Here is a 21,585-nt window from a genome sequence, read left to right as displayed (position 1 = left end):
GGGTCATTCCTGCGGAATGAGGAAACGCTCGGGTCGTTTGCCAAGCCACGAAGGCGCCCGGCCTCGGCCCGACCAGGTCTTCCCGGTCTTGGGATCCATATACTTCGGTGGCAGCGGATCCTTGTTCGTGGAAGCGGCACCTGCAGGATGGCCCCGACGGCGCCGCGGCGCCACGTCTTCCGGCGAGAGACCATACTGGGCCATCAGGCCGCGAATCTGGTCGATCACGCTTGCTACCTCGGTTGCGCGCGCCGCTTCGATCTGTGCTTCCAGAGCTTGCTTTTGAGCAATGAGTTCTTTATAGGTTGCCATATCTTCGCCTCCAATCTTTAGGTCACGATAGACCTATACGCATTCCAAAGTAGGTCGGCAAGGTATTCGTTTTTCTAGCGCTCGGACGGTGGCGGAGATTCAAATCGGATTACTGTTTTGTTGACGTATGGCTTGGTCTCGCATTGGCCTGGGGGCGCAACCTGTGCGCCCCGCTTCCGTCAATCGACCGGTTGGCGTACCGGCCGAGGCCAAGATCAGGACGAAACTTCAGGCGTCGCTACAGTTCCCTTCAGAACCACTTTCTTCGCCGGAGCCCGTTTCGTCGTTGCCGATTTCACCGCCGTCTTCTTCAGGGCAGTTTTCGCGGCGGCCTTAGTGGAAGCGGCTTTCTTCGGGGCCGCCTTCGTGGCGGCGGCTTTGTTGCCCGTTGCCTTCCTTGCGCCGGCAGCCTTGGCCTTCTTCGCCGCAATCTTGTCCTTTGCGGCTTGCTTCTCAAAACGTAGCGCGGCCTTTGCGGCTTCCACTGCCTGGGCGACCTCACGCTTTGCCGCTTCGATCGCCTTCTTCGTGTCGGCGCGCAGTTTTAGCAAGCTCTTCTTCGCTGCCTGGGCTTCACGTGCGAGCACGCTGGCCTTCTTCGTCGGCACAGCCATCTGCTTTGCGGCAGGCTTTTTCTTGGTGACTGCGCTTTTCTGAGAAGTTGCTTTGGTTGCTGCGACCATGTTGATTATCCTTTAGTTGTGGAGTGCGGAGTATAACCGCTGGAGCCAGGTGTCAGCGATTTGAAGACGACTATATGGCAGTGCATACGTCGAGTTATCGCAATAGCTACATGGGAGCGCTTAGCCTGCTGGTCTACGGGACTCGCTGGAGTGGTACAACCAGGCCACGTGTCCGACCCGCCGAGGACAATCCCACCGCAACTGAAAATTGCCTCATTTCCAAGGATCATCAGCACTCGTTATCGGTCGACGCAAATGGGTCCGTTCCCATCGTCTCAACTCTTTGGGGCATCGACATCTGCAATAAGGATGGGCATGCGCCTGGTTTCTGTCGGTACGGTGCCGTACCCGGCTGTGGCGGACAAGGCGGTCTCCATCAACTGCGGGCATCTCGACTACGACCAGGCAACAGCATCACGACAAGGCGCATTCAGCCGCATCTCACCAGGCGCAACTTCCGCACAACGCGCTAAATGGCTGTCCGGCGCATGGTGTGGTCGAAACCCGCTTTGATTCAAGAAAAGGCGCATACTGGGGTTGGCACCACCGTGCGAGTACCTGTAGTCAAGAGCCGTAGTCAAGGAGCGCCCGACGTGCCAACACTGGATCGTAGGAGTCCACCATGGCACTGAATTTCCCCAATCCCAGCCGCAGCTACGATGCGGCGCGGCACTGTGTATGTTTCTGGGGCTACGACAACGCCCGCGAAGTCGCATTCCAGGTCTCTGACAATATCCTTCTTTCGCTTAGCCAGGAGAGGGCTTCCGAAGAGGCTTCCCTTCTGGCCACATTCGACCTCCATCGCGACCAGATATTGCTGCTGGCACAAGATATATACACGCCGGGCGCGCGCAATACATACACCATTTCGTAGTGGCGGCGGCTGGCAGGCAGAACGGCGTGCCAGGTGCCCCAACCTTTGCACCTCAAGGCGCCGACAGGTCAGGCAGCAAGCGATCGAATTCTCGCTTCACGACCGCATAGCACTCGCGTACTAGCAGGAGTTCGTATGGGGCGGATCTCTGCAGCGCCTGTTGCTCCGCTACACGCAGGCGCTCATTACGCAGATGGTGCAAACCGCGGTATGCAATCGCCATCACTCCATCGACCAGCAACTGTGCCGATGGCTGCTGCTGAGCATCGACCGGCTGCCCTCCAGCGAGTTGACGATGACGCAGGAACTCATTGCCAACATGCTCGGGGTGCGGCGCTCCGGCGTGACCGAGGCCGCCTTGAAGCTCCAGGCCGCGGGCCTGATCCGCTACAGCCATGGGCATATTGCTGTACTCGACCGGATTGGCTTGGAAAATTAATATTTGGGACGCCGGCCTGATGCTTAGCGCCAGCATTACAAACGTGCCGATAGCGAGCCATTGGCCTCAGTTGGAAACTGCCGCAACCGAATCAGGTCCGCGGACGCCCCATATAGGCGTGTCCGGCGCATCACATCCGAACAGAAATTGGAAGGTCGTGACTTGACCCCTCTCGGCATTTCCCGTAGCCCGCCCCTTGTGCGGGCTATTTTTTTGCCGGACGGCACCCGATACCGCGATCCCGGCGCCTAAGCTTTTTTCACGCCCGCCCCCATTCCGATCCAGGCGCCCGGCATCGCCGGCCAGAAGGAGATCGCGCCATGAGCAATGAAGCAGAGAAGAACCGCCTCGACGAAGCGCAGGCGGGCCGCGCGGCCTGGAAAAAATGGGGGCCCTACCTCAGCGAGCGGCAATGGGGGACGGTGCGCGAGGACTACAGCGACAACGGCGACGCCTGGAACTACTTCACCCATGACCAGGCCCGCTCGCGCGCCTACCGCTGGGGCGAGGACGGCCTCGGCGGTATCAGCGACGACCACCAGGTATTGTGCTTCGCGCTGGCCCTGTGGAATGGGCGCGATCCGATCCTGAAGGAGCGCGCCTTCGGCCTGGCCAACGGCGAGGGCAATCATGGCGAGGACGTGAAAGAGTACTACTTCTATCTCGATTCCACGCCGACGCACTCGTACATGAAGTATCTGTACAAGTATCCGCAGGCCGCCTATCCCTACAGTGACCTCGTCCAGACCAACCGCAGCCGCGGCAAGCATGAGGCCGAGTACGAGTTGCTGGACACCGGCGTGTTTGACGACAACCGGTATTTTGATGTCTTTGTCGAATACGCGAAGGCGGCGCCTGAGGACGTGCTGGTGCGAATCAGCGTCTTCAACCGCGGTCCGGACGCGGCGCCGATGCACCTGTTGCCGACCCTGTGGTTCCGCAACACGTGGTCGCAGCCGTGGGGCGGTTCGAAGCCGATCCTCGAGCGCGTCGATGCCTCCGGGCAGGCGGCGGTCCGCGCGCGTCACAGCGACCCGTTGTTTCAGGAATCGCTGGGCGAGTATTACCTCTACTGCGACGCCGACGTGCCGCTGCTCTTCACCGAGAATGAGACCAACAACACCCGGCTGTTCGGCACGGGCAACGCGTCGCCCTACGTGAAGGACGGCATCCACAACTTCATCGTGCACGGCGATGCCGCGGCGGTGAATCCCGCGCAGCAGGGAACCAAGGCAGCGCCCCACTATCAGCTCAACATCGGCGGTGGTGAGTCACAAGTCGTGCGGTTGCGGTTGACGACCCAGGCGCCGGGGGCGGCGTCCGCGCCCTTCCATGGCTTCGACGCGGTGTTCGCCGCCAGGCTGGAGGAGGCCGATGCCTTCTACGCGTCGATCACACCGCTCGCGATTCGCGACGACCCGGACCGTGTGAGCGTCATGCGCCAGGCGCTGGCCGGCATGCTCTGGACCAAGCAGTACTTCTACTATGACCTCGACATCTGGCTCGACGAGCACGGCGCGGGTGCCCACTTGCCGCAACCGGAACGCAGGCGGGTGCGCAACAGCGAATGGTCGCACATGTTCAACGACGACATCATCTCGATGCCGGACAAATGGGAGTATCCCTGGTACGCCGCGTGGGACCTGGCATTCCACATGATTCCGCTGGGCATGGTCGATCCCGACTTCGCCAAGCAACAGCTCGACCTGATGCTGCGCAACGACTACCTGCATCCGAACGGCCAGCTCCCTGCTTACGAGTGGAACTTCGGCGATGTCAACCCGCCCGTGCACGCCTGGGCGACGATGCAGCTCTACTTGTTCGACAAGGAGCGCCGCGGTGGCAGCGGCGATGTCGAGTTCCTCAAGTACGCCTTCTCCAAACTGCTGGTCAATTTCACCTGGTGGGTCAATCGCAAGGACCGCGCCGGCGCCAATGTCTTCGAGGGCGGCTTTCTCGGGCTCGACAATATCGGGGTGTTCGACCGTTCATCGCCACTGCCCACTGGCGGGTACCTGGATCAGGCCGACGGGACGGCGTGGATGGTGTTCTTCAGCGAGCAAATGCTGCGCATCGCGGTCGAGCTCGCGTTGCAGGAGCCGCTCTACGAGGAGTTCGTCGAGAAATTCTTCCAGCACACGGTGTTCATTGCCGGCGCGCTGGACCGCGTCGGTGAGCGGAACGACGAAATGTGGGATGAGGAGGATGGCTTTTTCTACGATGTATTGCGTTTCCCGGACGGCAGCGCCACGCGACTCAAGGTGCGCTCCATCGTCGGGCTGCTGCCACTGGCCGCCGTGGCCGTGTTCGAAGAGGACATCCTCGTGAAGCTGCCGAAGTTCCGTGAGCGTGCGGGACTGTTTCTGAGTCGCCACCCCGAGCTTGCCGCCAACATGCATTTGCCTCCAAAGCCCGGCGTAGCCAATCGCCGCATGCTGGCGATCGTTGGCGAGCAGAAGCTGCGCCGCATCCTGGCGCGCATGCTGGACGAGGACGAGTTCTTCGGCCCGCATGGCATTCGCGCGCTGTCGCGCTTCCACCTCGAACACCCCTATGTCTTTCACCACGCGGGCCAGGAGCATCGCGTGGCCTATGTGCCGGGCGATTCCGATACCGGCATGTTCGGCGGCAATTCCAACTGGCGCGGGCCGGTATGGATGCCGATCAACTTCCTGCTGTACACCGCGCTGATACGCCTGTACGCCTATTTCGGCGAGGACCTCAAGGTTGAGTGTCCAACCGGCTCGGGGCAGATGATGACGTTGCTCGAAGTGGCCAAGGAATTAGGCGAACGCTTGATCCGGATCTTCCTGCGCGACGGCGATGGTCGCCGACCGGTGTATGGCGCGGCGGGCAAGTTCCGCGACGACCCACACTGGCGCGACCTGGTGCTGTTTTATGAATATTTCCACGGCGACACCGGTGCCGGGATCGGCGCGAGCCACCAGACCGGCTGGACCGGCTGCGTCGCGCGTATTATCCAGGCGAATTCCGTGCTGTCCAAGGACATACTGCTCAGGCCGGGTGCGGAGGTAGCGGCCTTACGCGCGCTGAGCGCCTCGCACACGGGCCCGGAGTCTGCGACCCCCGGCAATCCTGTCAATCCCGAGAAGGCCAGCTAGGGATTGACGGCTGTGCTGACACCTCGCTATCCGGCGCTGTACCAACTCAACACGCGGGTCCGGTTGACCGAGCTGTCGCTATCGCTCGGCCATGTGGCCACGCTGGATGACATCGCCGATACCGAACTGGACCATCTGGTGGAGATGGGCTTCGACTGGCTCTGGTTGCTGAGCGTTTGGCAGACGGGACCTGCCGCGCAGCGCATCTCGCGCAGCAACGCCGCGTGGCGGCACGAGTTCGAGCAAACACTGCCCGACCTGCGCGAGGAGGATATCGCTGGCTCCGGCTTCGCGATTACCAGTTACACCGTGCACCGGGACCTCGGTGGCGATGAAGCGCTGGCGCGCCTGCGCACGCGCGCGCGCCAGCGCGGGCTGCGCCTGATGCTCGATTTCGTGCCGAACCACATGGCCCCGGATCACGCGTGGGCCGACGAGCATCCGGACTTTTTCGTCCATGGCAGCGAGGAGGATCTGGCGCGTTCGCCCCGCAACTATTGCCGCGTGGCGACGAAGAACGGACCGCTGCTGCTTGCCTACGGCAGGGACCCCTACTTCGACGGCTGGCCCGACACGCTGCAGCTCAACTACGGCAATCCGCAATTGCAGCAAGCGATGATTGCCGAACTGGAGCGCATCGCCGGCCAGTGCGACGGCGTGCGCTGCGACATGGCCATGCTGGTATTGCCCGAGGTGTTCGAGCGCACCTGGGGCATCCGGCCCGACCTGTTCTGGCTGAAGGCGACGGCGTCGGTGCGACGCCAGCATCCCGGCTTCCTGTTCATGGCCGAGGTTTACTGGGATATGGAATGGACGCTGCAGCAGCAGGGCTTCGACTACACCTATGACAAGCGCTTGTACGACCGCTTGCGCGAACAGCGCGCCCGCCCCGTGCGCGAGCACCTGGGCGCGGACCTGGACTATCAGGACAAGCTGGCGCGCTTTCTGGAGAATCATGACGAGCCGCGCGCCGCATCGACCTTTGCACCCGAAATCCATGCGGCTGCCGCGGTGCTGACCTTCCTCTCGCCGGGCTTGCGCTTCTTCCACCAGGGGCAGTTCGCAGGCCGGCGCACACGTATCTCGCCGCATCTGGTCCGCGCCCCGGACGAAGCGGTGGACGGAGCGCTCGCGCAGTTCTATGCCCGACTGCTTGCCGTGATGCGCCAACCGCTGCTTCGCGATGGCAACTGGTCCTTGCTGGAATGCGTCCCCGCCTGGGGCGACAACAAGACGTCGGACAACTTCATTGCGTTCCGTTGGGTAGGGGCTCCTCACGAGTGGATGTTCGTGGCCGTGAACTACTCGCCGCAGCAGAGCCAATGCTTCATGCGAACTCCCTTCACGGAACTGGGGGAGCGGACCGTACGACTTCAGGACCGGCTCAGCCCGGCTGTCTATGATCGACCGGGCGATGACCTGCGCGCCCGCGGTCTTTTCCTGGACATGCCACCCTGGGGCTTTCATGTTTTTGACGTGCAAGGGATGGATTGACAGGGACTGTTGGCCGCTCATGCTGGCCCAGGTTTCGAATTATTTTTTCTAATGAGATTGTGAGATATCGTCGCTGTAAAAAAGCCCGCGCGCGCCCTACCATGCTGAAAACCAAAGGGCGAACGCCGCAGCGGTTCCATGCGCTGGTCTGGCCAGGCGGCTATGAGAATTCCCAATAGATCGCCTGTACCGCGGGTGTCTCGCCTCCATACTTTCGTAATCATAGGCAGGAGACACCCCCCATGCTATTTCTCGTCATCAGTACTCCCCGTCCGGAGCGCCCCTCCACGCTGGTCGACTCGCGCAGCCACTACTGGGACTGGATGCGTCCCTTGCTCGATGCCGGACTGGCCCGCTCGGTGCATGCGCGGGTCGGGCGCGGCGCCGTCGCGCTGTTCGACGTCGACTCGAACGCGACGCTGCACCGCTTGATGAACGAATGGGCGGACATTATTCCGGCCCATTTCGACGTCTATCCCTTGCTGGACGAGGATACAGCGAAGGCTTTCCTGGCGACCCGGAATGGAGGGCAGCCATGATGCCGCTACGCCGGCGCCGCCTGCCCGGGCTGGGCCGGGCGGTGCTGGCCCTGGCCGTCGCGGCTTGTGCCCTCGGCGTGAGCGCGGAGTCTTTTCCCGACAAGCCAGTGCGCATGATCGTGGCCTTTCCTGCCGGGGGCGGCACGGATATCGTGGCGCGCGTGATCGCGGAGCGGCTGACCAGTCTTTGGGGCCAGCAGGTCATCGTCGACAACCGCGGCGGCGCCGGCGGCGTGATCGGTACCGAGATCGCGGCCCGGGCTGCGCCTGATGGCTACACGATCTTCCTGGCGACGCTCGGCAATCTATCGATCAATCCGCACTTGTATCCGATGAGCGTGGATCCGCTCAAGGATCTCGCGCCGGTCTCGAATGTGGTGCAGGTGAATTTCGTACTGGTGGCAAATCCCGGCTTGCCCGCGAAGAACGTGAAGGAGCTGATCGCGCTGGCCAGGAACAAGCCTGACCAGATCACCTTTTCCTCCTCAGGCGTGGGGGGCGCGCCGCATCTGGCCGGCGAACTCTTCAACGACATGGCCGGCGTGAAGCTGGCGCACATTCCTTACAAGGGCAGCGGCCCCAGCTTTAACGACCTGCTCGGCAACCAGGTGTCGCTCACCTTCGACAGCCTGGTCCAGGCTCTGCCGTACGTAAAGGCTGGCAAGCTGCGTGCGCTGGCGGTGCTGGCCGGCAGTCGCTCCCCCTTGCTGCCCGACGTCCCCACGCTGTCCGAGGCCGGCGTGCCAGGATACGACTTCGCCAACTGGTTCGGCCTGGTTGCACCGGCCGGCACGCCACCCGAGCGCATCCGGAAACTGAGCGCCGATGTGCACCAGGTGCTCGACCAACCGGCCGTGCGCAAGCAATTGGCTGGCATGGGCGCGGTTCCAGCCGCCACCACGCCGGAGCAGTTCGGTGAACTGATCCGGGCCGAAAGCCGCAAATGGGGCAAGATCATCAAGGAGCAAAACATACGGGCGCCTTAGCCCGCGCCAGCAGCCAGTTTCGGAAGCAGGCGATCTTGCCGTCGTCGGCACGCGCCGCGGGGCAGACCAGGTGGTAGCCGCGCGATCGCCGCAACACCAGTGGATGTGGCGCCACCAGCCTGCCCTGCGCCAGGTCCTTCTCCAGGTAGCGGAGTTGGCCCAGCGCCACCCCCAGGCCTTCGGTGGCGCATTGATAGATGACGCTGAGATCTTCGTAGTACATGTCGCCCACCGCCGGACCCCGTTCCGCGCCGGCCGCGCGAATCCAGTCGGGCCAGTGTTGCGGCCGCCGGTTGGAGTGCAGCAGCGGCAGTTCCAGCAGCGCCTCGGTGGTGCACGGACTGGGTAGCCGGGCGGCGAGTTCGGGCGCCATGATGGGCGTGAGTTCGTCGCTGAACAGCAGATCGTTGCGCAGCCCTTCCCAGGGCCCGTCGCCGTAGACGATGCCCACATCGACATTGTCGCGCTTGAAGTCCACGCCTTCGACGCTGGAGGTCAGCTTCACGTTGATGTCAGGATGGTCGGACTGAAAGGCAGGCAGCAGCGGAATGAGCCAGCGCACGAACAGCGTGGTGTGGCCGCGCACGGTCAGCACCTGCTTTGAGCCCGTGGAGACCAGCTCCTGGGTGGCCCGCACGATCTCCGCAAACGCGCCGCCGAGCGCCGCGGCATAAAGCTCGCCGCCGCGGGTCAGGCGCAGGCGCCGCGAGCCCCGCTCGAACAGATCAAAACCGAGCCAGCTTTCCAGTGCCTTGATCTGGTGGCTGACCGCGCCCTGCGTGATGTGCAGTTCCTGCGCGGCGCTGGTAAAGCTGAGGTGCCGCGCCGCGCTTTCGAACACGCGCAGCGGATTGAGGGGAGGAAGTTGCGGGTTCATGGCAGGTTTGTGCAGGGATGTCCGGCGATGGCCGGAAAAGGCAGAGCCATTAGCTTTATCGATGCGATGGTGAAATTTTCTCGATGGCCTTCAAAGCGGAGACTCCATATTATCGTTACAAACGTGGGGCTGACGCACGTTCCGGGGGAAGCGCAGCCAAGGTTGCAATTATTAGTTTTTATTATGCCAGCATAGGGGCGTACGGATGAATATGCGATATGGGACCAATTTTCCCTCGTTGCAGGACGAGGTGGACGAAGGGGAATGGCAGGCGCGGAAAGCACTGGCGGCGTGCTATCGGCTGATGGACCGCTACAGCATGACCGACATGATCTACAACCACATCACGGCACGGATTCCCGGCCGGGAAGGCAGGCTGCTGATCAATCTGTACGGGCTGCTGTACAAGGAGATCACGGCGTCCAACCTGGTCGAGATCGACTTCGACGGCACCGTGTGCCGCAAGCCGGACACCGACTACAGCATCAACAAGTCCGGTTACGTGATCCACGGCTGCATCCACCGCGCGCGTCCCGACGTGCATTGCGTCATCCATACGCATACGCGCGCCGGGATGGCGGTGTCGGCCATGCGCTGCGGCCTGCTGCCCGTTACGCAGACCGCCTCGCGGTTCCACGGCCATCTCGGCTATCACGAGTTCGAAGGGCCCGCGGTGGACCTGGCCGAGCAGGCGCGGCTGGTGGCCGATCTGGGTCCGCACAATGCCATGATCCTGCGCAACCATGGCCTGCTCGTGTGCGGAAGCTCTGTGCCGCAGGCATTCAACCTGATGTATCAGCTGGAGATGGCGTGCCGGGCCCAGGTAGACGCGATGGCGGCCGGCCTGGACCAGGTGCTGGTGCCCGCCGACGAGATCCTGGACGGCGCGGCACACCTGTACCAGCCCGGCACGCGCCGGCCTTATGGCGAACTCGAGTGGCACGCCATGCTGCGCTTGCTGGACGCCGAGCCGGGTGGCTATCCCTCCTATGCCAGCTGACGCTTTTGCCGCCCTCCCCTTACCAATTCCGGAGACTCTCGCATGACTGATGTCGTCGCCAGACCCACCGCGGGCATATGCGATTGCCACGTACACGTGTTCGGCCCCGCGTCAGCCTACCGCTTCGATGCCGCGCGCACGTATACGCCCGCGGATGCGCCGCTCGACGCCCTGCTCGCGCTGCACCGCAGCCTGGGCATCGACCGTACCGTCATCGTCCAGCCCAGTCCGTACGGTGCGGACAATACTTGCCTGCTGGATGCGCTGGCGCAGCTCGGCGGCGCGGGCCGCGGCGTGGCGGTCATCGACGAGACCACGTCCGGAGATGCCCTGACCGCCATGCACCGCGCGGGTGTGCGCGGTGTGCGCGTTAACCTGGAGACTGCCGGCGAGCATGATGCCGAGGTGGCGCGGCGCAGGTTGCTGAGCGCCGCGAAGCGCGTGGCGCCGCTGGGGTGGCATGTGCAGACCTACACCAACCTCGCCACCTTGTCGGCGCTATCCGACGTATTGTCCGACTTGCCCGCGCCGCTGGTCGTCGATCATTTCGGCCGCGCGCAAGCAGAGCTGGGGCCGTCGCAAGCCGGCTTCGACACCTTGCTCGCGGCCCTCGCGTCCGGGCGCGTATACGTGAAGCTGTCGGCCGCCTACCGCATCTCTCGGGCGCCCGACTACGCTGACGTGGCCGCGCTCGCGCGTGCCCTGATCGACGCCAATCCCGATCGCGTGCTGTGGGGCACCGACTGGCCGCACCCCGGGTCGGCCGCGGGCCGACCACTGTCCGTCGCTGGCATCACGCCGTTTCGAGACGAGGACAACGCACGGGCGCTGCTGCGCTGCCTCGAATGGGCCGGGACCACGGAGCGCGCCCACAAGCTCCTGGTGGACAACCCGGCGCGGCTATATGGATTCTGAAGTTTGACCGCGGAGGCATCAGACCTCCCGGATATGCGTGAAGTACCGCTATCGCGCAACACGATAAACAGGAGACAAAGATCATGAACAACATCCCCCGCGTGCTGGCGGCCCTGGCCATCGGCGTCGCCTTTGCGGCCAGTCCGGCCCAGGCGAGCGAGACCTATCCGGCCAAACCGATACGCATCGTGGTGCCCCTGGCACCGGGCGGTACCGTCGACCTGGTTTCCCGGCTGATTGCCAAGGGCCTGTCCGAAGACCTGGGGCAGCCGGTCATTGTAGAAAACAAGCCCAGCGCCAGCGGCCTGATCGGCACGCGCGAGGTCGCGCACGCCCAGCCCGACGGCTACACCCTGCTGGCGGTCGCCAATACCTTCGCATCGGCCCCGGCCTTCGTGCCGGATGCCCGCTACGATCCGATCAAGGACTTCGCGCCGGTGACGCAGATCTGCCAGATCCCCATGGTGCTGGTCGCGCATCCTTCCGTGCCCCAGCGCACCGTCAAGGAACTGATCGACCGGGCCAGGGCCCACCCCGGCCAGGTCTCGTTCGCATCGTCCGGCATCGGCTCCACCGGCTACATCGCGGCAGAGCTTTTCAGTCGGCAGGCGGGCATCAAGATGCTGAGTGTTTCGTACAAGGGCAATGGCCAGGCGCTGATGGACGTGGTGGGCGGTCAGGTGATGACGATGTTCGACCAGGTCAGCACGTCGGGGCGGTACGTGCAGGCGAAAAAGCTGCGCGCGCTGGCGGTCACGACGCCCACGCGCTCGGCCCTGCTCCCCGATGTCCCGACGGTGGCAGAGGCCGGGCTGCCGGGGTATGAGGATGCCACCTTCAACGCGATCCTGGCGCCCGCCGGCACGCCTGCCCCGATCGTGTCCCGCCTGCACGCAGCCATCGCCAAGGCGCTGGCGCGACCCGCGGTACGCGATCAGCTGGCGGCGCAGGGCATCGAGGTCAAGCCGAGCGAGTCGCCGCAGGCCTTCGGCGACTACCTGCGCGGAGCGGTCAACAAGTATCGCGCAATCGCTCAGGCCGAGCCCACCGGAGGCTGATCGCTGCGCTCCCCCAATGGGGAGCCCACTCCCGGGGCTCGGTTCCAGAAACCAGAAAGGCGAGTTTCGGCGCGCCGGGGCGCCTTTGCCATACTCAGTCGAGGGTGATCTTGCCCGCCTTCACGATCTGCCCATAGCGGGTGATGTCACGGTCGATCAGCTTGCGGAACTCCTCTGAGGTGCCTCCCACCGGCACGAAGCCCAGCTCAGTCAGCTTCTTGGCAACGTCCGGGCTGCGGGTTGCCGCGGCGATTTCCTTGGCCATGCGATCGACGACCGGAGCCGGCGTGCCGGCGGGTGCCAGCAGGCCCGTCCACGAGCTCATGACAAAGCCCGGGAAACCCGACTCTTCCATGGTCGGGATGTTCGGTTCACCTGGCCAGCGCTTGGCCGACGCCACGGCGAGCACGTTGATCTTGCCAGACTTCACGTGCGGCATCGGCACCAGCAACGGATCGAACGCCACGGAGACCTCGCCCGACACCAGCGCCGGCAGAATCGGCGCGCTGCCGTTGTACGGAATGTGGGTCATCTTGACCTTGGACTCCATCGCCAGGCGCTCACCAGTCAGGTGCGCGGAGCTGCCAACACCGCTCGAGCCGAAGGTCAGTGTGTCGGGGTGCTTCTTGCCGTATGCGACCAGTTCACCAACCGTCTTGACCGGCAACTTCTTGCTGGCGAACAGGAACAACGGCAGTTCCGCCATCTCGGCCACCGGTACCAGGTCCGACGGCTTGTAGCTGAGCTTCGAGTACAGCGACATGTTCGCGCTGTAGGCCGCCAGCACCGACACGAAGGTATAGCCATCCGGCGCGGAGCGCGCCGCGACGCCCACACCCAGCGTGCTGTTCGCACCGGGCTTGTTCTCGATGATGATGGGCTGCCCGATGCTTTGCGCGACCTTCTCGAACACGACGCGCGAAACTGTGTCGGTCGAGCCGCCGGGCGTATAGGGAACGATGACCTTGATCGGTTTGGTCGGCCAGGCATCGGCGGCCATGGCGGCGGAGTGGCCGACGGCCAGGCCAGCGATGGCGACAGCCATCAGTCGTACGGTGCGCGATGCGCGAATGTTGATGCTCAAACTACGTCTCCTGCCCTTGGTTTCAGTGTGCGCCCGCGCGTGACGGAAATTCCGTATCGGTATGAACGGGGCGCTTGATTATGCCGGACGCACATATGCAGCGCCCTCAGGCCGACCCTGAAAAACAGCTGTCCCAACAATGCAATGTGCGATAACCGCTCCAGCCCCTCGCGGAGAGACGGGTAGGTGGCACATTGCTACGCTCCGATCGTCGGGCCGGGTGCCGGGGGAATGCCAAGAGCGTCACGACGTCCAGTCCTGCACCGGGTTGCAGGCAAGGTAACGCACCGGCTGCGCAATGCCCAGTCGCAGGCGGGCCGCTTCGATCGGCTCATGTAGCAACTTTTCATAATCCTCACCAAGCAGCCAAGCCGCGCGTCGGCCTATTCGGTAGCCCTCCAGCACCGCCCTCGCGAAGCCCAGGCTGCGGGATACGCGCAGGCTTTTCATGGAGGCCGCGACTGCGATAAAGGCCCATCCCCTACCGCCGGTTTGCGCATAGCTGAATGCCACCAGCGCGGCTTCGCCCAGGCTCTCGTCAGCCCGGTACCCCGTGAGTACATGCCAGATATCGTGGATGTCGCGCGTACGCCGGCCGAACCACAGATAGGCGTCTTCGACGACCGGCTCCTGATCCAGGTTCGATATCCTGGCCAGCCCGTCCGCGCTGTAGCCGGTCCTTTCGATGAACTCGCGATAGGCCGCACCCACCGTTCCCGGCGCGAACCGGGACACATAGTCCGGATCGGCGAGACGCTCCGCCAGTTCAATGCGCTGATACACCATGCGCCGGCCGTCTGGCTTGCTCAGCAGCCGGCTGAAATTCCGCGGCATGGACGGGCCATTGAGCGCTCGCATGATGCGGAACACCTGCTCCGTGTCATTGCTGTCTGCCAGTAGCCTGCGAATAGCCTTGAACGCTGTCAGCACATCCTGCTTGTACGGACTAGAACCGATTGAAGTCGCCATGGGGTGGGCTCCGGTAACAAATTTGCGGGGTGAGGCGGATGCGAGTGCGCCAGGTGTGGAGGAAGAGCAGGATGCCGGTGACAAGCAATACGGCGAGCAACCCTGCGACGACGGCGAGTCCGATGGTCATGGCTGCACCTCGCTGCTTACCCCCGCCGGCTGCGTGCTGTTATCCCGCTGGCTGCGCCGGGTGTCGTCCTGCTTTAGCGTCGGCGCCTGCGTGCCCGGCAGCGGTGTGTCGAACTGCAGCACGCCATCGACGATGCGCCCGTACCGGATCGTGAGCATGTCTTTCAGATAGTTCTGATGCACGCGCCACGGCTTGCGGTTGCCCTGCTTCGGCAGCACGCTGGCCGCGCGTTGCACGTAGCCCGAGGTGAAGTCCAGGAACGGCACGGGCTGCACGTCGGCAGCCCGGCGCGGCATGGCGATGCGGTGCTTGTGACGGTCCATGTAGCGCAGCAGCCGGCAGACGTACTCGGCGGTGAGGTCCGCCTTGAGCGTCCATGACGCATTGGTGTAGCCGAAGGCCAGCACCAGATTGGGCACCTCGCTGAGCATCATGCCCTTGTAGGCCATCGATTCGGCCGGCCGGCGTGGTTGGCCGTCCACGCTGACCGCGATGTCGCCGAGCATGTTCAGCTTCAGCCCGGTGGCGACCACCACGATGTCCGCGGGCAGCATCTTGCCGCTGCGCAGAACGATACCCTCGGCGTTGAAGCGTTCGATCGTGTCGGTGACGATCGCCGCGCGCCCGTCGCGGATTTCGCGGAACAGGTCGCCGTCCGGCACCAGGCACAGGCGCTGATCCCAGGGCATATAGCGGGGCGTGAAATGGGTATCCACATCGAAGCCAGGTGCAAGCTGCGCGGCGGCCATCGCGATCAGCCGCTGCTTGACCCGCTCGGGGCGGCGGCGCGCCAACTGGAAGAAACTCATGCCAAGCAGCACGTTCTTCCAACGCGTCACCGTGTAGGCCAGCTTTTCAGGCAAGACGCGTCGCAATCTGTTGGCGATGGCGTCTTCGCCGGGGCGCGTGACGATATAGGTGGGCGAGCGCTGCAGCATGGTCACGTGGGCCGCGCTTTTCGCCATGGCGGGCACCAGCGTCACCGCCGTGGCGCCGCTGCCGATCACCACCACGCGCTTGCCGGCGTAGTCGAGCGATTCGTCCCAGAACTGCGGATGTACCATGCGGCCCCTGAAGGTTTCTTCGCCGGGAAACGTGGGGCGGTGGCCTTCGGCATAGCGGTAATAGCCGGCGCAAACGTACAGGAAGCGGGCCCGCAGGCGCACGCGGCTGCCGTCCTGGGTGCGCTCCGCTTCCACGGTCCAGCAGGCGCTGCTGCTATCCCAGGCGACGGTGAGCACCTTGTGGCCGAAGCGTATGTGTGGCGTGATGCCGGCTTCTTCGGCCGTCTGGCGGATGTAGGCAAGGATCGAGGGTCCGTCGGCGATGGCCTTGGCCCCCTGCCACGGCTTGAAACGGTAGCCGAGCGTGTACATGTCCGAATCCGAACGGATGCCCGGGTAGCGGAACAGGTCCCAGGTGCCGCCCAGCGCCTGGCGGGCTTCGAGGATGGCGTAGCGCTTGCCGGCGCAGCGTTCCTGCAGGTGCCGCGCGGCACCGATCCCGGACAGGCCGGCGCCTACGATCAGAACATCAAGGACTGCGTCATCAGAATGGGGGGCGGTCATGATGAGAAATCCGGACGAGTGCGGATGAGCGGCGTTTCTGACAAGATAGGTTGTCAAAATTCATCTGGCAATAGGGAATGTCATAATGGCCCCCATGACGACCGAGCTTTCCCCCGCTCGCCGCTATCGCGGCGCCGAAGCCGAAGAACGACGCGCCCAGCGCCGCAGCCAGCTGATTGCCGCGGCTGTCCAGGTCTACGGAGAGCGTGGCTACCAGAACGCCACGGTCAAGGCCGTGTGCGAAGCCGCCGGACTGACTGAGCGCTATTTCTATGAGTCGTTTGCCAATAGCGAGGCGCTTTTGCTGGCGTCGTACGAAACCGTGACGCGCAAATTGCTGCACACTCTGGCGCGGGCAGGCGAGGAAAACGGCGAAAGTGGGGAACAGCGCGCTTTGGCGATGCTACGGGCTTACTTTGGTGCGCTGCAATGCGAGCCTCGCGCGGCGAGGGTCTTCCTGGTCGAAATCCGCGGCGTCAGCAAGCTTGTAGATGAAGCGCTGGCCATTTCGCTTAGCGAGTTTGGTGCACTGCTGGCGCGGACGTTATTGGCTGGTGGACGGGAGGGCCGGGAGTTCGATCCGATGCTGAGCGCCGGCGTGGCCGGCGGGATCGTCCATGTCGCGCTGTACTGGATTCGTAACGGTTATGCGCCCGATGTCGACACCGTGGCCCGTACCGCATTGCAACTGGCGCTTGTGCTGATGTGTCGGCCGGCTTAAGGCCCGCGCGGTCGGGGTCAAGCTACTGCCCGAAACCCCGATACATTCTCCTGCCTCGATCGAGATGGCGCGATTCGAATCGCGCGCAGATTGGTTCGCCCTCCCCTCATTCGAAAGGCCGAAAGATGTCGCCGGCACGGAGCCCTGGACGGGCAGCGGTGCGCGCGACGGCGCACGCTGCCCGCCCGGCTTGCGCGTCAGGCTGGTCCGGCGCCTGCCGCGGGCGCATCGCCGGCCTTGCCGGTCTGGTCGTGCCAGCCGCCGCCCAGGGCCTTGTACAGGTTGACTTCACTGGTCAGCTGTTCGAGCCGGGCTTCGATCAGCAGTTGCTGTGCGTTGTACAGCGAGCGCTGCGCGTCCAGCACGGCAAGGTAGCTGTCGACACCCGTGCGATAGCGCCGGTCGGCCAGACCATAGGCGTCCTGGGCGGCTTCCACGAAGCGGACCTGGGCCTGGAGCTGGCTGGTGTACGTGCCGCGTGCCGCCAGCCCGTCGGCCACCTCGCGGAAGGCGGTCTGCACCGTACGCTCGTACTGGGCGACGTTGACATCCTTCTGGATGGCGGCAAAGTCCAGGCTCGCCCGCAGGCTGCCGGCGGTAAACAGCGGCAGGTTGATCTGCGGCTGGAACAGCCACGTGCCGGAGCCGGCCCCGAACAGGCCCGAAAGCTGCCTGCTGGCGGTGCCTGCCGATGCGGTCAGGCTGATACTGGGGAAGAACGCCGCACGCGCGGCGCCGATATCGGCGTTGGCGGAGCGCAGCCGGTGCTCGGCAGCGAGCACGTCCGGGCGGTTCTGCAGCAGGTCTGAGGGCAGCCCGGCCGGGACATCGGCAAACAGCTTCTGCTCCAGCGGCAGGCCTTCCGGCAGGTCCGCGGGCAGGGACGTGCCGAGCAGCAGCACCAGGGCATTCTGGTCCTGGGCTACCAGCCGGGTATAACGTGCGAGACTCGCGCGTGCGGTTTCCACGGCGGTCTGCGCCTGGCGCAGGTCCAGCCGGGAAGCGATCCCTTCCTCGTAGCTGCGCCGGGTCAGGCCATAACTGCGCTCGTAATTGGCCAGCGTTTCACGGGTGACCTGCAGCAGGGCTTCATCGGCGCGCTGGGTCAGGTAGGCGCTGGCAACGCTCGCCACCAGCGAGATCTGGGCGCTGCGGCGTGCCTCGTCGCTGGCGAAATACTGCTCGAGCGCGGATTCGCTAAGGCTGCGCAGGCGGCCGAACAGGTCGATTTCCCACGCCGTGGTGCCCACCGACACGCCGTACTGGCTGCCGATCATCCGCTGTCCGGTGGTGGACAGGTCGGCGGGAATGCGCTGGCGCGTGCCCAGTGCGGCGGCGCCGACGGCAGGAAACAGGTCGGCGCGCTGGATGCGGTACTGTGCACCGAACGCCTCCACGTTGAGGGCGGCCACGCGCAGGTCACGGTTGTTCTCCAGCGCCAGTTCGATGAGACGGCGCAGCCGCGGATCGGCAAAGAATTCGCGCCAGCCCAGCTCGACCGCGGGCACCTGGCCGGCTTCGGCGTCGGCATCGGCTGGCAGGTAGGCCGGGCCCTGCGGGTAGGCTGCCTCCACCGGCGAGGCCGGCCGCTCGTACTTGGGAATCAGGCTGCAGCCGGCCAGCATGGCCATGGCGGCAGCGCAGAGCAAGGTCTTCTTCATTCGAGCGCGCCTTTTTCCAGGGAGGCGTCATGGGGCTTCGGCCTGCGCTTGCGCCCGAACAGCGAGGTGACGACGACAAAGAACAGCGGCACCCAGAAGATCGCCAGCACCGTGGCAGTGATCATGCCGCCGATCACGCCGGTACCGATGGCATGCTGGCTGCCCGCACCGGCGCCAGTGGACACGGCCAGCGGAAACACGCCGAGCATGAAGGCCAGCGAGGTCATCACGATGGGGCGCAGGCGCAAGCGGCACGCCTCCACGGCGGCCTCGACCAGGTCCTTGCCCTGTTCGTACTCGCTCTTGGCGAATTCCACGATCAGGATGGCGTTCTTCGCGGACAGGCCGATGGTGGTCAGCAGGCCCACCTGGAAGAACACGTCATTGGACAAGCCACGCCCCAGCGTGGCAAGCAGTGCGCCGATCACGCCGAGTGGCACCACCAGCATCACGGAGAACGGAATCGACCAACTTTCGTACAGCGCGGCCAGGCACAGGAACACCACCAGCAGCGAGAGCGCATAGAGCGCCGGCGCCTGCGCGCCCGACAGCCGCTCCTCATAGGACAGGCCGGTCCAGGCATAGCCCACGCCCGGCGGCATCTGCTTCATGATCTCCTCGATCGCCTTCATGGCCTCGCCGGAACTGCGCCCGGGCGCGGGCTCCCCCAGCATTTGCACCGCCGGCACGCCGTTGTAGCGCTGCAGCTTGGGCGAGCCATAGGCCCACTTGCCGTCGGCAAAGGCCGAGAACGGCACCATCTCGCCCTTGTCGTTGCGCACGAACCACTTGTCGATATCGTCCGGGTTCATCCGCGAGTCCGGGCGGCCCTGCACGTAGACGCGCTTGACCCGGCCGCGGTCGATGAAGTCGTTGACATAGCTGGAACCCCAGGCGATCGACACCGTGCTGTTGATGTCACCCAGCGAGACGCCAAGCGCGCGCGCCTTTTCATCGTCGATCACCAGCTGGTACTGCGGCTGGTCATTCAGGCCATTGGGGCGCACGCGCTGCAGCACCGGGCTTTGCGAGGCCAGCGCCAGGAACTTGTCGCGCGCGTCCATCAGCGCCACGTGGCCAATGCCGGCCTGGTCCTGCAGGTAGAGGTCAAAGCCGGTGGCATTGCCCAGTTCCTGCACCGCGGGCGGAGCGAACGCGAACGACATCGAATCGCGGAAGCTCATGAACTTGCGCTGCGCGCGCGCGGCCAGGTCGAACACGCTGGTGCTCTCCCCGCTGCGCTGCGCCCATGGCTTAAGCAGGATGAAGGCCAGGCCCGAGTTCTGGCCGCGGCCGGCAAAGTTGAAGCCGTTGACAGTAAACAGCGACTCCACCACGCCGCCCTCTTCCTTCAGCAGGTAATCGCGCATCTGGTCGAGCACCTTCTGCGTGCGCTCGGCCGTGGCGCCGGCCGGCGTCTGCACCTGGGCGTACAGCACCCCCTGGTCTTCTTCCGGCAGGAACGACGTGGGGATGCGGGTGAACAGGAAGCCCATCGCCACCACGATGGCCACGTAGATCAGCAGGAAGGGCAGGCGGCGCTTCAGGATGCCTGACACGCTGCGCTCGTAGCCCTGGGTGGTCGCGATGAACTTGCGGTTGAACCAGCCGAAGAAACCGCCCTTGTTCTCGCCATGATCGCCCTTTTCGATGGGCTGGAGCATGGTGGCGCACAGGGCCGGCGTCAGTATCAGCGCGACCAGCACCGACAGCACCATGGACGAGACAATGGTGATGGAGAACTGCCGGTAGATCACGCCGGTTGAGCCGCCGAAGAACGCCATCGGCAGGAACACCGCCGACAGCACCAGCGCAATGCCCACCAGCGCGCCCTGGATCTGACCCATGGAGCGCCGCGCGGCTTCCTTAGGCGGCAGGCCCTCCTCGGCCATCACGCGTTCGACGTTCTCCACCACGACAATGGCGTCATCCACCAGCAGCCCGATGGCCAGCACCATGCCGAACATGGTCAGCGTGTTGATGGTGTACCCGAACGCGGCCAGCACGCCGAAGGTGCCGAGCAGCACCACCGGCACGGCGATGGTGGGGATCAGCGTGGCGCGGACGTTCTGCAGGAACAGGTACATCACCAGGAACACCAGCACGATGGCTTCCATCAGCGTCTTGACCACTTCGTGGATGGAGCCCGAGATCACCGGCGAGGTGTCATACGGGTAGACCACCTTCATCCCGGGCGGGAAGAAAGGCTCCAGCCCGTCCAGCGTCTTGCGGATGGCGCGCACGGTTTCCAGCGCGTTGGCCCCGGCGGCCAGCCGCACGGCAATGCCCGAGGCCGCCTGGCCGTTGTATTGCGCGTTGATGTTGTAGTCCTGCCCGCCCAGGCCCACCTCCGCCACGTCCTTCAGGCGCACCTGCGAGCCGTCGGGGTTGACCTTGAGCAGGATGTTGCCGAACTGCTCGCTGGTCTGCAGCCGGGTCTTGCCGATCACGCTGGCATTGAGTTGCTGGCCCCGCACCGCCGGCAGGCCGCCAAGCTGGCCGGAGGCCACCTGGACGTTCTGCGCCCTGATGGCGCTGCTCACGTCCAGCGGCGTGAGCTGGTAGCTGTTGAGCCGGGCCGGGTCGATCCACACCCGCATGGCGTACTGCGCGCCGAACACCTGGAAGTCGCCCACCCCGTAGGTGCGCGAAAGCGGGTCCTGGATACTCGAAACGATGTAGTTCGACAGGTCTTCCCGCGTGACCTTGGGGTCAGTGGAAATCAGGCCCACGATGACCAGGAAGTTGCGCACCGACTTGGTCACGCGGATGCCTTGCTGCTGCACTTCCTGCGGCAACAGGGGCTGCGCAAGGGCCAGCTTGTTCTGCACCTGCACCTGGGCAATATCCGGATTGGTGCCTTGCTCGAAGGTCACCGTGATCGTCATGTTGCCGTCGGCGTTGCTTTCCGAGGAGATGTAGCGCAGGCGGTCCAGGCCGTTGAGCTGCTGCTCGATCACCTGCACCACGGTGTCCTGCACCGTCTCGGCGGAGGCACCGGGGTAGTTGACCGAGATGGCGATGGTGGGCGGCGCGATGGCCGGATACTGGCTGATGGGCAGCGCGCGGATCGACAGCACGCCGGCCAGCATGATGACCAGGGCGATCACCCACGCGAAGATGGGCCGATCGATAAAGAAATTGGACATGGAT

General features: G+C 64.4%; 18 protein-coding genes and 1 pseudogene. 10 read left to right on the top strand and 9 right to left on the bottom strand.

Going from position 1 to position 21,585, the window contains the following annotated elements; all coding sequences use genetic code 11:
* Nucleotides 1-3: 3 nt before the first annotated feature.
* Complete coding sequence (locus tag AC10V3_RS10245; protein ID WP_022535139.1) at nucleotides 4-312, bottom strand: H-NS histone family protein; 309 nt, start codon at nucleotides 310-312, stop codon at nucleotides 4-6.
* Between the two features lie 215 nt (nucleotides 313-527).
* On the bottom strand, nucleotides 528-995 hold the full coding sequence (locus AC10V3_RS10240) for a hypothetical protein (protein ID WP_022535138.1): 468 nt from the start codon (nucleotides 993-995) through the stop codon (nucleotides 528-530).
* A gap of 622 nt (nucleotides 996-1,617) precedes the next feature.
* Between AC10V3_RS10240 and AC10V3_RS10235 the strand changes: the two genes are divergently transcribed.
* From AC10V3_RS10235 to AC10V3_RS10210, 6 genes and pseudogenes are all read left to right on the top strand, one after another.
* Complete coding sequence (locus tag AC10V3_RS10235) at nucleotides 1,618-1,869, top strand: DUF1488 family protein (protein WP_022535137.1); 252 nt, start codon at nucleotides 1,618-1,620, stop codon at nucleotides 1,867-1,869.
* Between the two features lie 127 nt (nucleotides 1,870-1,996).
* Nucleotides 1,997-2,302 (top strand): annotated as a pseudogene (locus AC10V3_RS10230) (Crp/Fnr family transcriptional regulator); the annotation flags it as partial.
* A gap of 326 nt (nucleotides 2,303-2,628) precedes the next feature.
* Nucleotides 2,629-5,430 (top strand): MGH1-like glycoside hydrolase domain-containing protein, encoded by a 2,802-nt coding sequence (locus AC10V3_RS10225; protein ID WP_490923631.1) that lies wholly within the window; start codon nucleotides 2,629-2,631, stop codon nucleotides 5,428-5,430.
* Between the two features lie 12 nt (nucleotides 5,431-5,442).
* Nucleotides 5,443-6,924 (top strand): alpha-amylase family glycosyl hydrolase, encoded by a 1,482-nt coding sequence (locus tag AC10V3_RS10220; RefSeq protein WP_022535134.1) that lies wholly within the window; start codon nucleotides 5,443-5,445, stop codon nucleotides 6,922-6,924.
* A 242-nt stretch (nucleotides 6,925-7,166) separates the two neighbouring features.
* A complete protein-coding gene (locus tag AC10V3_RS10215; protein ID WP_022535133.1) occupies nucleotides 7,167-7,463 on the top strand; it encodes a DUF3303 domain-containing protein in 297 nt (98 codons plus the stop codon).
* Nucleotides 7,460-8,449: a Bug family tripartite tricarboxylate transporter substrate binding protein gene (locus AC10V3_RS10210; RefSeq protein WP_454751964.1), complete on the top strand. Its 990-nt coding sequence runs from the start codon at nucleotides 7,460-7,462 to the stop codon at nucleotides 8,447-8,449. Before AC10V3_RS10215 ends, AC10V3_RS10210 begins: the two co-directional genes overlap by 4 nt.
* Here AC10V3_RS10210 and gcvA read toward each other — a convergent pair.
* The gene (gene gcvA / locus AC10V3_RS10205) at nucleotides 8,421-9,326 is read right to left on the bottom strand and encodes a transcriptional regulator GcvA (RefSeq protein ID WP_022535131.1); all 906 of its coding nucleotides are present in this window, start codon (nucleotides 9,324-9,326) and stop codon (nucleotides 8,421-8,423) included. The genes AC10V3_RS10210 and gcvA overlap by 29 nt on opposite strands.
* 205 nt (nucleotides 9,327-9,531) lie before the next feature.
* On the opposite strand from gcvA, the gene AC10V3_RS10200 reads away from it, so the two are divergent.
* The 3 genes from AC10V3_RS10200 (at nucleotide 9,532) to AC10V3_RS10190 (ending at nucleotide 12,299) form a co-directional block, all read left to right on the top strand.
* Entirely contained in the window at nucleotides 9,532-10,326 is a 795-nt protein-coding gene (locus AC10V3_RS10200; RefSeq protein ID WP_051369744.1) for a class II aldolase/adducin family protein, read from the top strand.
* Between the two features lie 42 nt (nucleotides 10,327-10,368).
* Entirely contained in the window at nucleotides 10,369-11,241 is an 873-nt protein-coding gene (locus AC10V3_RS10195) for an amidohydrolase family protein (RefSeq protein ID WP_022535129.1), read from the top strand.
* An 83-nt stretch (nucleotides 11,242-11,324) separates the two neighbouring features.
* Entirely contained in the window at nucleotides 11,325-12,299 is a 975-nt protein-coding gene (locus AC10V3_RS10190) for a tripartite tricarboxylate transporter substrate binding protein (protein WP_022535128.1), read from the top strand.
* Nucleotides 12,300-12,393: 94 nt separating this feature from the next.
* On the opposite strand, the gene AC10V3_RS10185 is transcribed toward AC10V3_RS10190, so the two are convergent.
* From AC10V3_RS10185 to AC10V3_RS10170, 4 genes are all read right to left on the bottom strand, one after another.
* Complete coding sequence (locus AC10V3_RS10185; RefSeq protein ID WP_349607262.1) at nucleotides 12,394-13,344, bottom strand: Bug family tripartite tricarboxylate transporter substrate binding protein; 951 nt, start codon at nucleotides 13,342-13,344, stop codon at nucleotides 12,394-12,396.
* 282 nt (nucleotides 13,345-13,626) lie between these two features.
* Nucleotides 13,627-14,352: a Coq4 family protein gene (locus AC10V3_RS10180; protein WP_022535126.1), complete on the bottom strand. Its 726-nt coding sequence runs from the start codon at nucleotides 14,350-14,352 to the stop codon at nucleotides 13,627-13,629.
* Nucleotides 14,330-14,482, bottom strand: a complete 153-nt coding sequence (locus AC10V3_RS10175) for a hypothetical protein (protein WP_022535125.1) — start codon at nucleotides 14,480-14,482, stop codon at nucleotides 14,330-14,332. The genes AC10V3_RS10180 and AC10V3_RS10175 overlap by 23 nt, the downstream gene beginning before the upstream one ends.
* Nucleotides 14,479-16,050, bottom strand: a complete 1,572-nt coding sequence (locus AC10V3_RS10170) for a flavin-containing monooxygenase (protein ID WP_022535124.1) — start codon at nucleotides 16,048-16,050, stop codon at nucleotides 14,479-14,481. The genes AC10V3_RS10175 and AC10V3_RS10170 overlap by 4 nt, the downstream gene beginning before the upstream one ends.
* Nucleotides 16,051-16,135: 85 nt before the next feature.
* Between AC10V3_RS10170 and AC10V3_RS10165 the strand changes: the two genes are divergently transcribed.
* On the top strand, nucleotides 16,136-16,771 hold the full coding sequence (locus tag AC10V3_RS10165) for a TetR/AcrR family transcriptional regulator (protein WP_022535123.1): 636 nt from the start codon (nucleotides 16,136-16,138) through the stop codon (nucleotides 16,769-16,771).
* 197 nt (nucleotides 16,772-16,968) lie between these two features.
* Here the strand turns inward: AC10V3_RS10165 and AC10V3_RS10160 are convergent, their stop codons facing one another.
* Entirely contained in the window at nucleotides 16,969-18,432 is a 1,464-nt protein-coding gene (locus AC10V3_RS10160) for an AdeC/AdeK/OprM family multidrug efflux complex outer membrane factor (RefSeq protein ID WP_022535122.1), read from the bottom strand.
* On the bottom strand, nucleotides 18,429-21,581 hold the full coding sequence (locus AC10V3_RS10155) for an efflux RND transporter permease subunit (RefSeq protein WP_022535121.1): 3,153 nt from the start codon (nucleotides 21,579-21,581) through the stop codon (nucleotides 18,429-18,431). Before AC10V3_RS10155 ends, AC10V3_RS10160 begins: the two co-directional genes overlap by 4 nt.
* Nucleotides 21,582-21,585 lie beyond the last annotated feature (4 nt).

The organism is Cupriavidus sp. PB-02 (assembly GCF_058252315.1).
This window is presented reverse-complemented; position numbering and strand designations above follow the sequence as displayed.

Excerpts from the sequence above, each read along its gene's own strand:
- AC10V3_RS10160 (WP_022535122.1), bottom strand. The coding sequence starts at position 18,432 with ATGAAGAAGACCTTGCTCTGCGCTGCCGCCATGGCCATGCTGGCCGGC.
- AC10V3_RS10235 (WP_022535137.1), top strand. The coding sequence starts at position 1,618 with ATGGCACTGAATTTCCCCAATCCCAGCCGCAGCTACGATGCGGCGCGG.
- AC10V3_RS10200 (WP_051369744.1), top strand. The coding sequence starts at position 9,532 with ATGAATATGCGATATGGGACCAATTTTCCCTCGTTGCAGGACGAGGTG.
- AC10V3_RS10170 (WP_022535124.1), bottom strand. The coding sequence starts at position 16,050 with ATGACCGCCCCCCATTCTGATGACGCAGTCCTTGATGTTCTGATCGTA.
- AC10V3_RS10240 (WP_022535138.1), bottom strand. The coding sequence starts at position 995 with ATGGTCGCAGCAACCAAAGCAACTTCTCAGAAAAGCGCAGTCACCAAG.
- AC10V3_RS10215 (WP_022535133.1), top strand. The coding sequence starts at position 7,167 with ATGCTATTTCTCGTCATCAGTACTCCCCGTCCGGAGCGCCCCTCCACG.
- AC10V3_RS10210 (WP_454751964.1), top strand. The coding sequence starts at position 7,460 with ATGATGCCGCTACGCCGGCGCCGCCTGCCCGGGCTGGGCCGGGCGGTG.
- AC10V3_RS10165 (WP_022535123.1), top strand. The coding sequence starts at position 16,136 with ATGGCCCCCATGACGACCGAGCTTTCCCCCGCTCGCCGCTATCGCGGC.
- AC10V3_RS10175 (WP_022535125.1), bottom strand. The coding sequence starts at position 14,482 with ATGACCATCGGACTCGCCGTCGTCGCAGGGTTGCTCGCCGTATTGCTT.
- AC10V3_RS10190 (WP_022535128.1), top strand. The coding sequence starts at position 11,325 with ATGAACAACATCCCCCGCGTGCTGGCGGCCCTGGCCATCGGCGTCGCC.
- AC10V3_RS10225 (WP_490923631.1), top strand. The coding sequence starts at position 2,629 with ATGAGCAATGAAGCAGAGAAGAACCGCCTCGACGAAGCGCAGGCGGGC.
- AC10V3_RS10185 (WP_349607262.1), bottom strand. The coding sequence starts at position 13,344 with ATGGCTGTCGCCATCGCTGGCCTGGCCGTCGGCCACTCCGCCGCCATG.
- AC10V3_RS10245 (WP_022535139.1), bottom strand. The coding sequence starts at position 312 with ATGGCAACCTATAAAGAACTCATTGCTCAAAAGCAAGCTCTGGAAGCA.
- AC10V3_RS10195 (WP_022535129.1), top strand. The coding sequence starts at position 10,369 with ATGACTGATGTCGTCGCCAGACCCACCGCGGGCATATGCGATTGCCAC.
- AC10V3_RS10180 (WP_022535126.1), bottom strand. The coding sequence starts at position 14,352 with ATGGCGACTTCAATCGGTTCTAGTCCGTACAAGCAGGATGTGCTGACA.
- gcvA (WP_022535131.1), bottom strand. The coding sequence starts at position 9,326 with ATGAACCCGCAACTTCCTCCCCTCAATCCGCTGCGCGTGTTCGAAAGC.
- AC10V3_RS10155 (WP_022535121.1), bottom strand. The coding sequence starts at position 21,581 with ATGTCCAATTTCTTTATCGATCGGCCCATCTTCGCGTGGGTGATCGCC.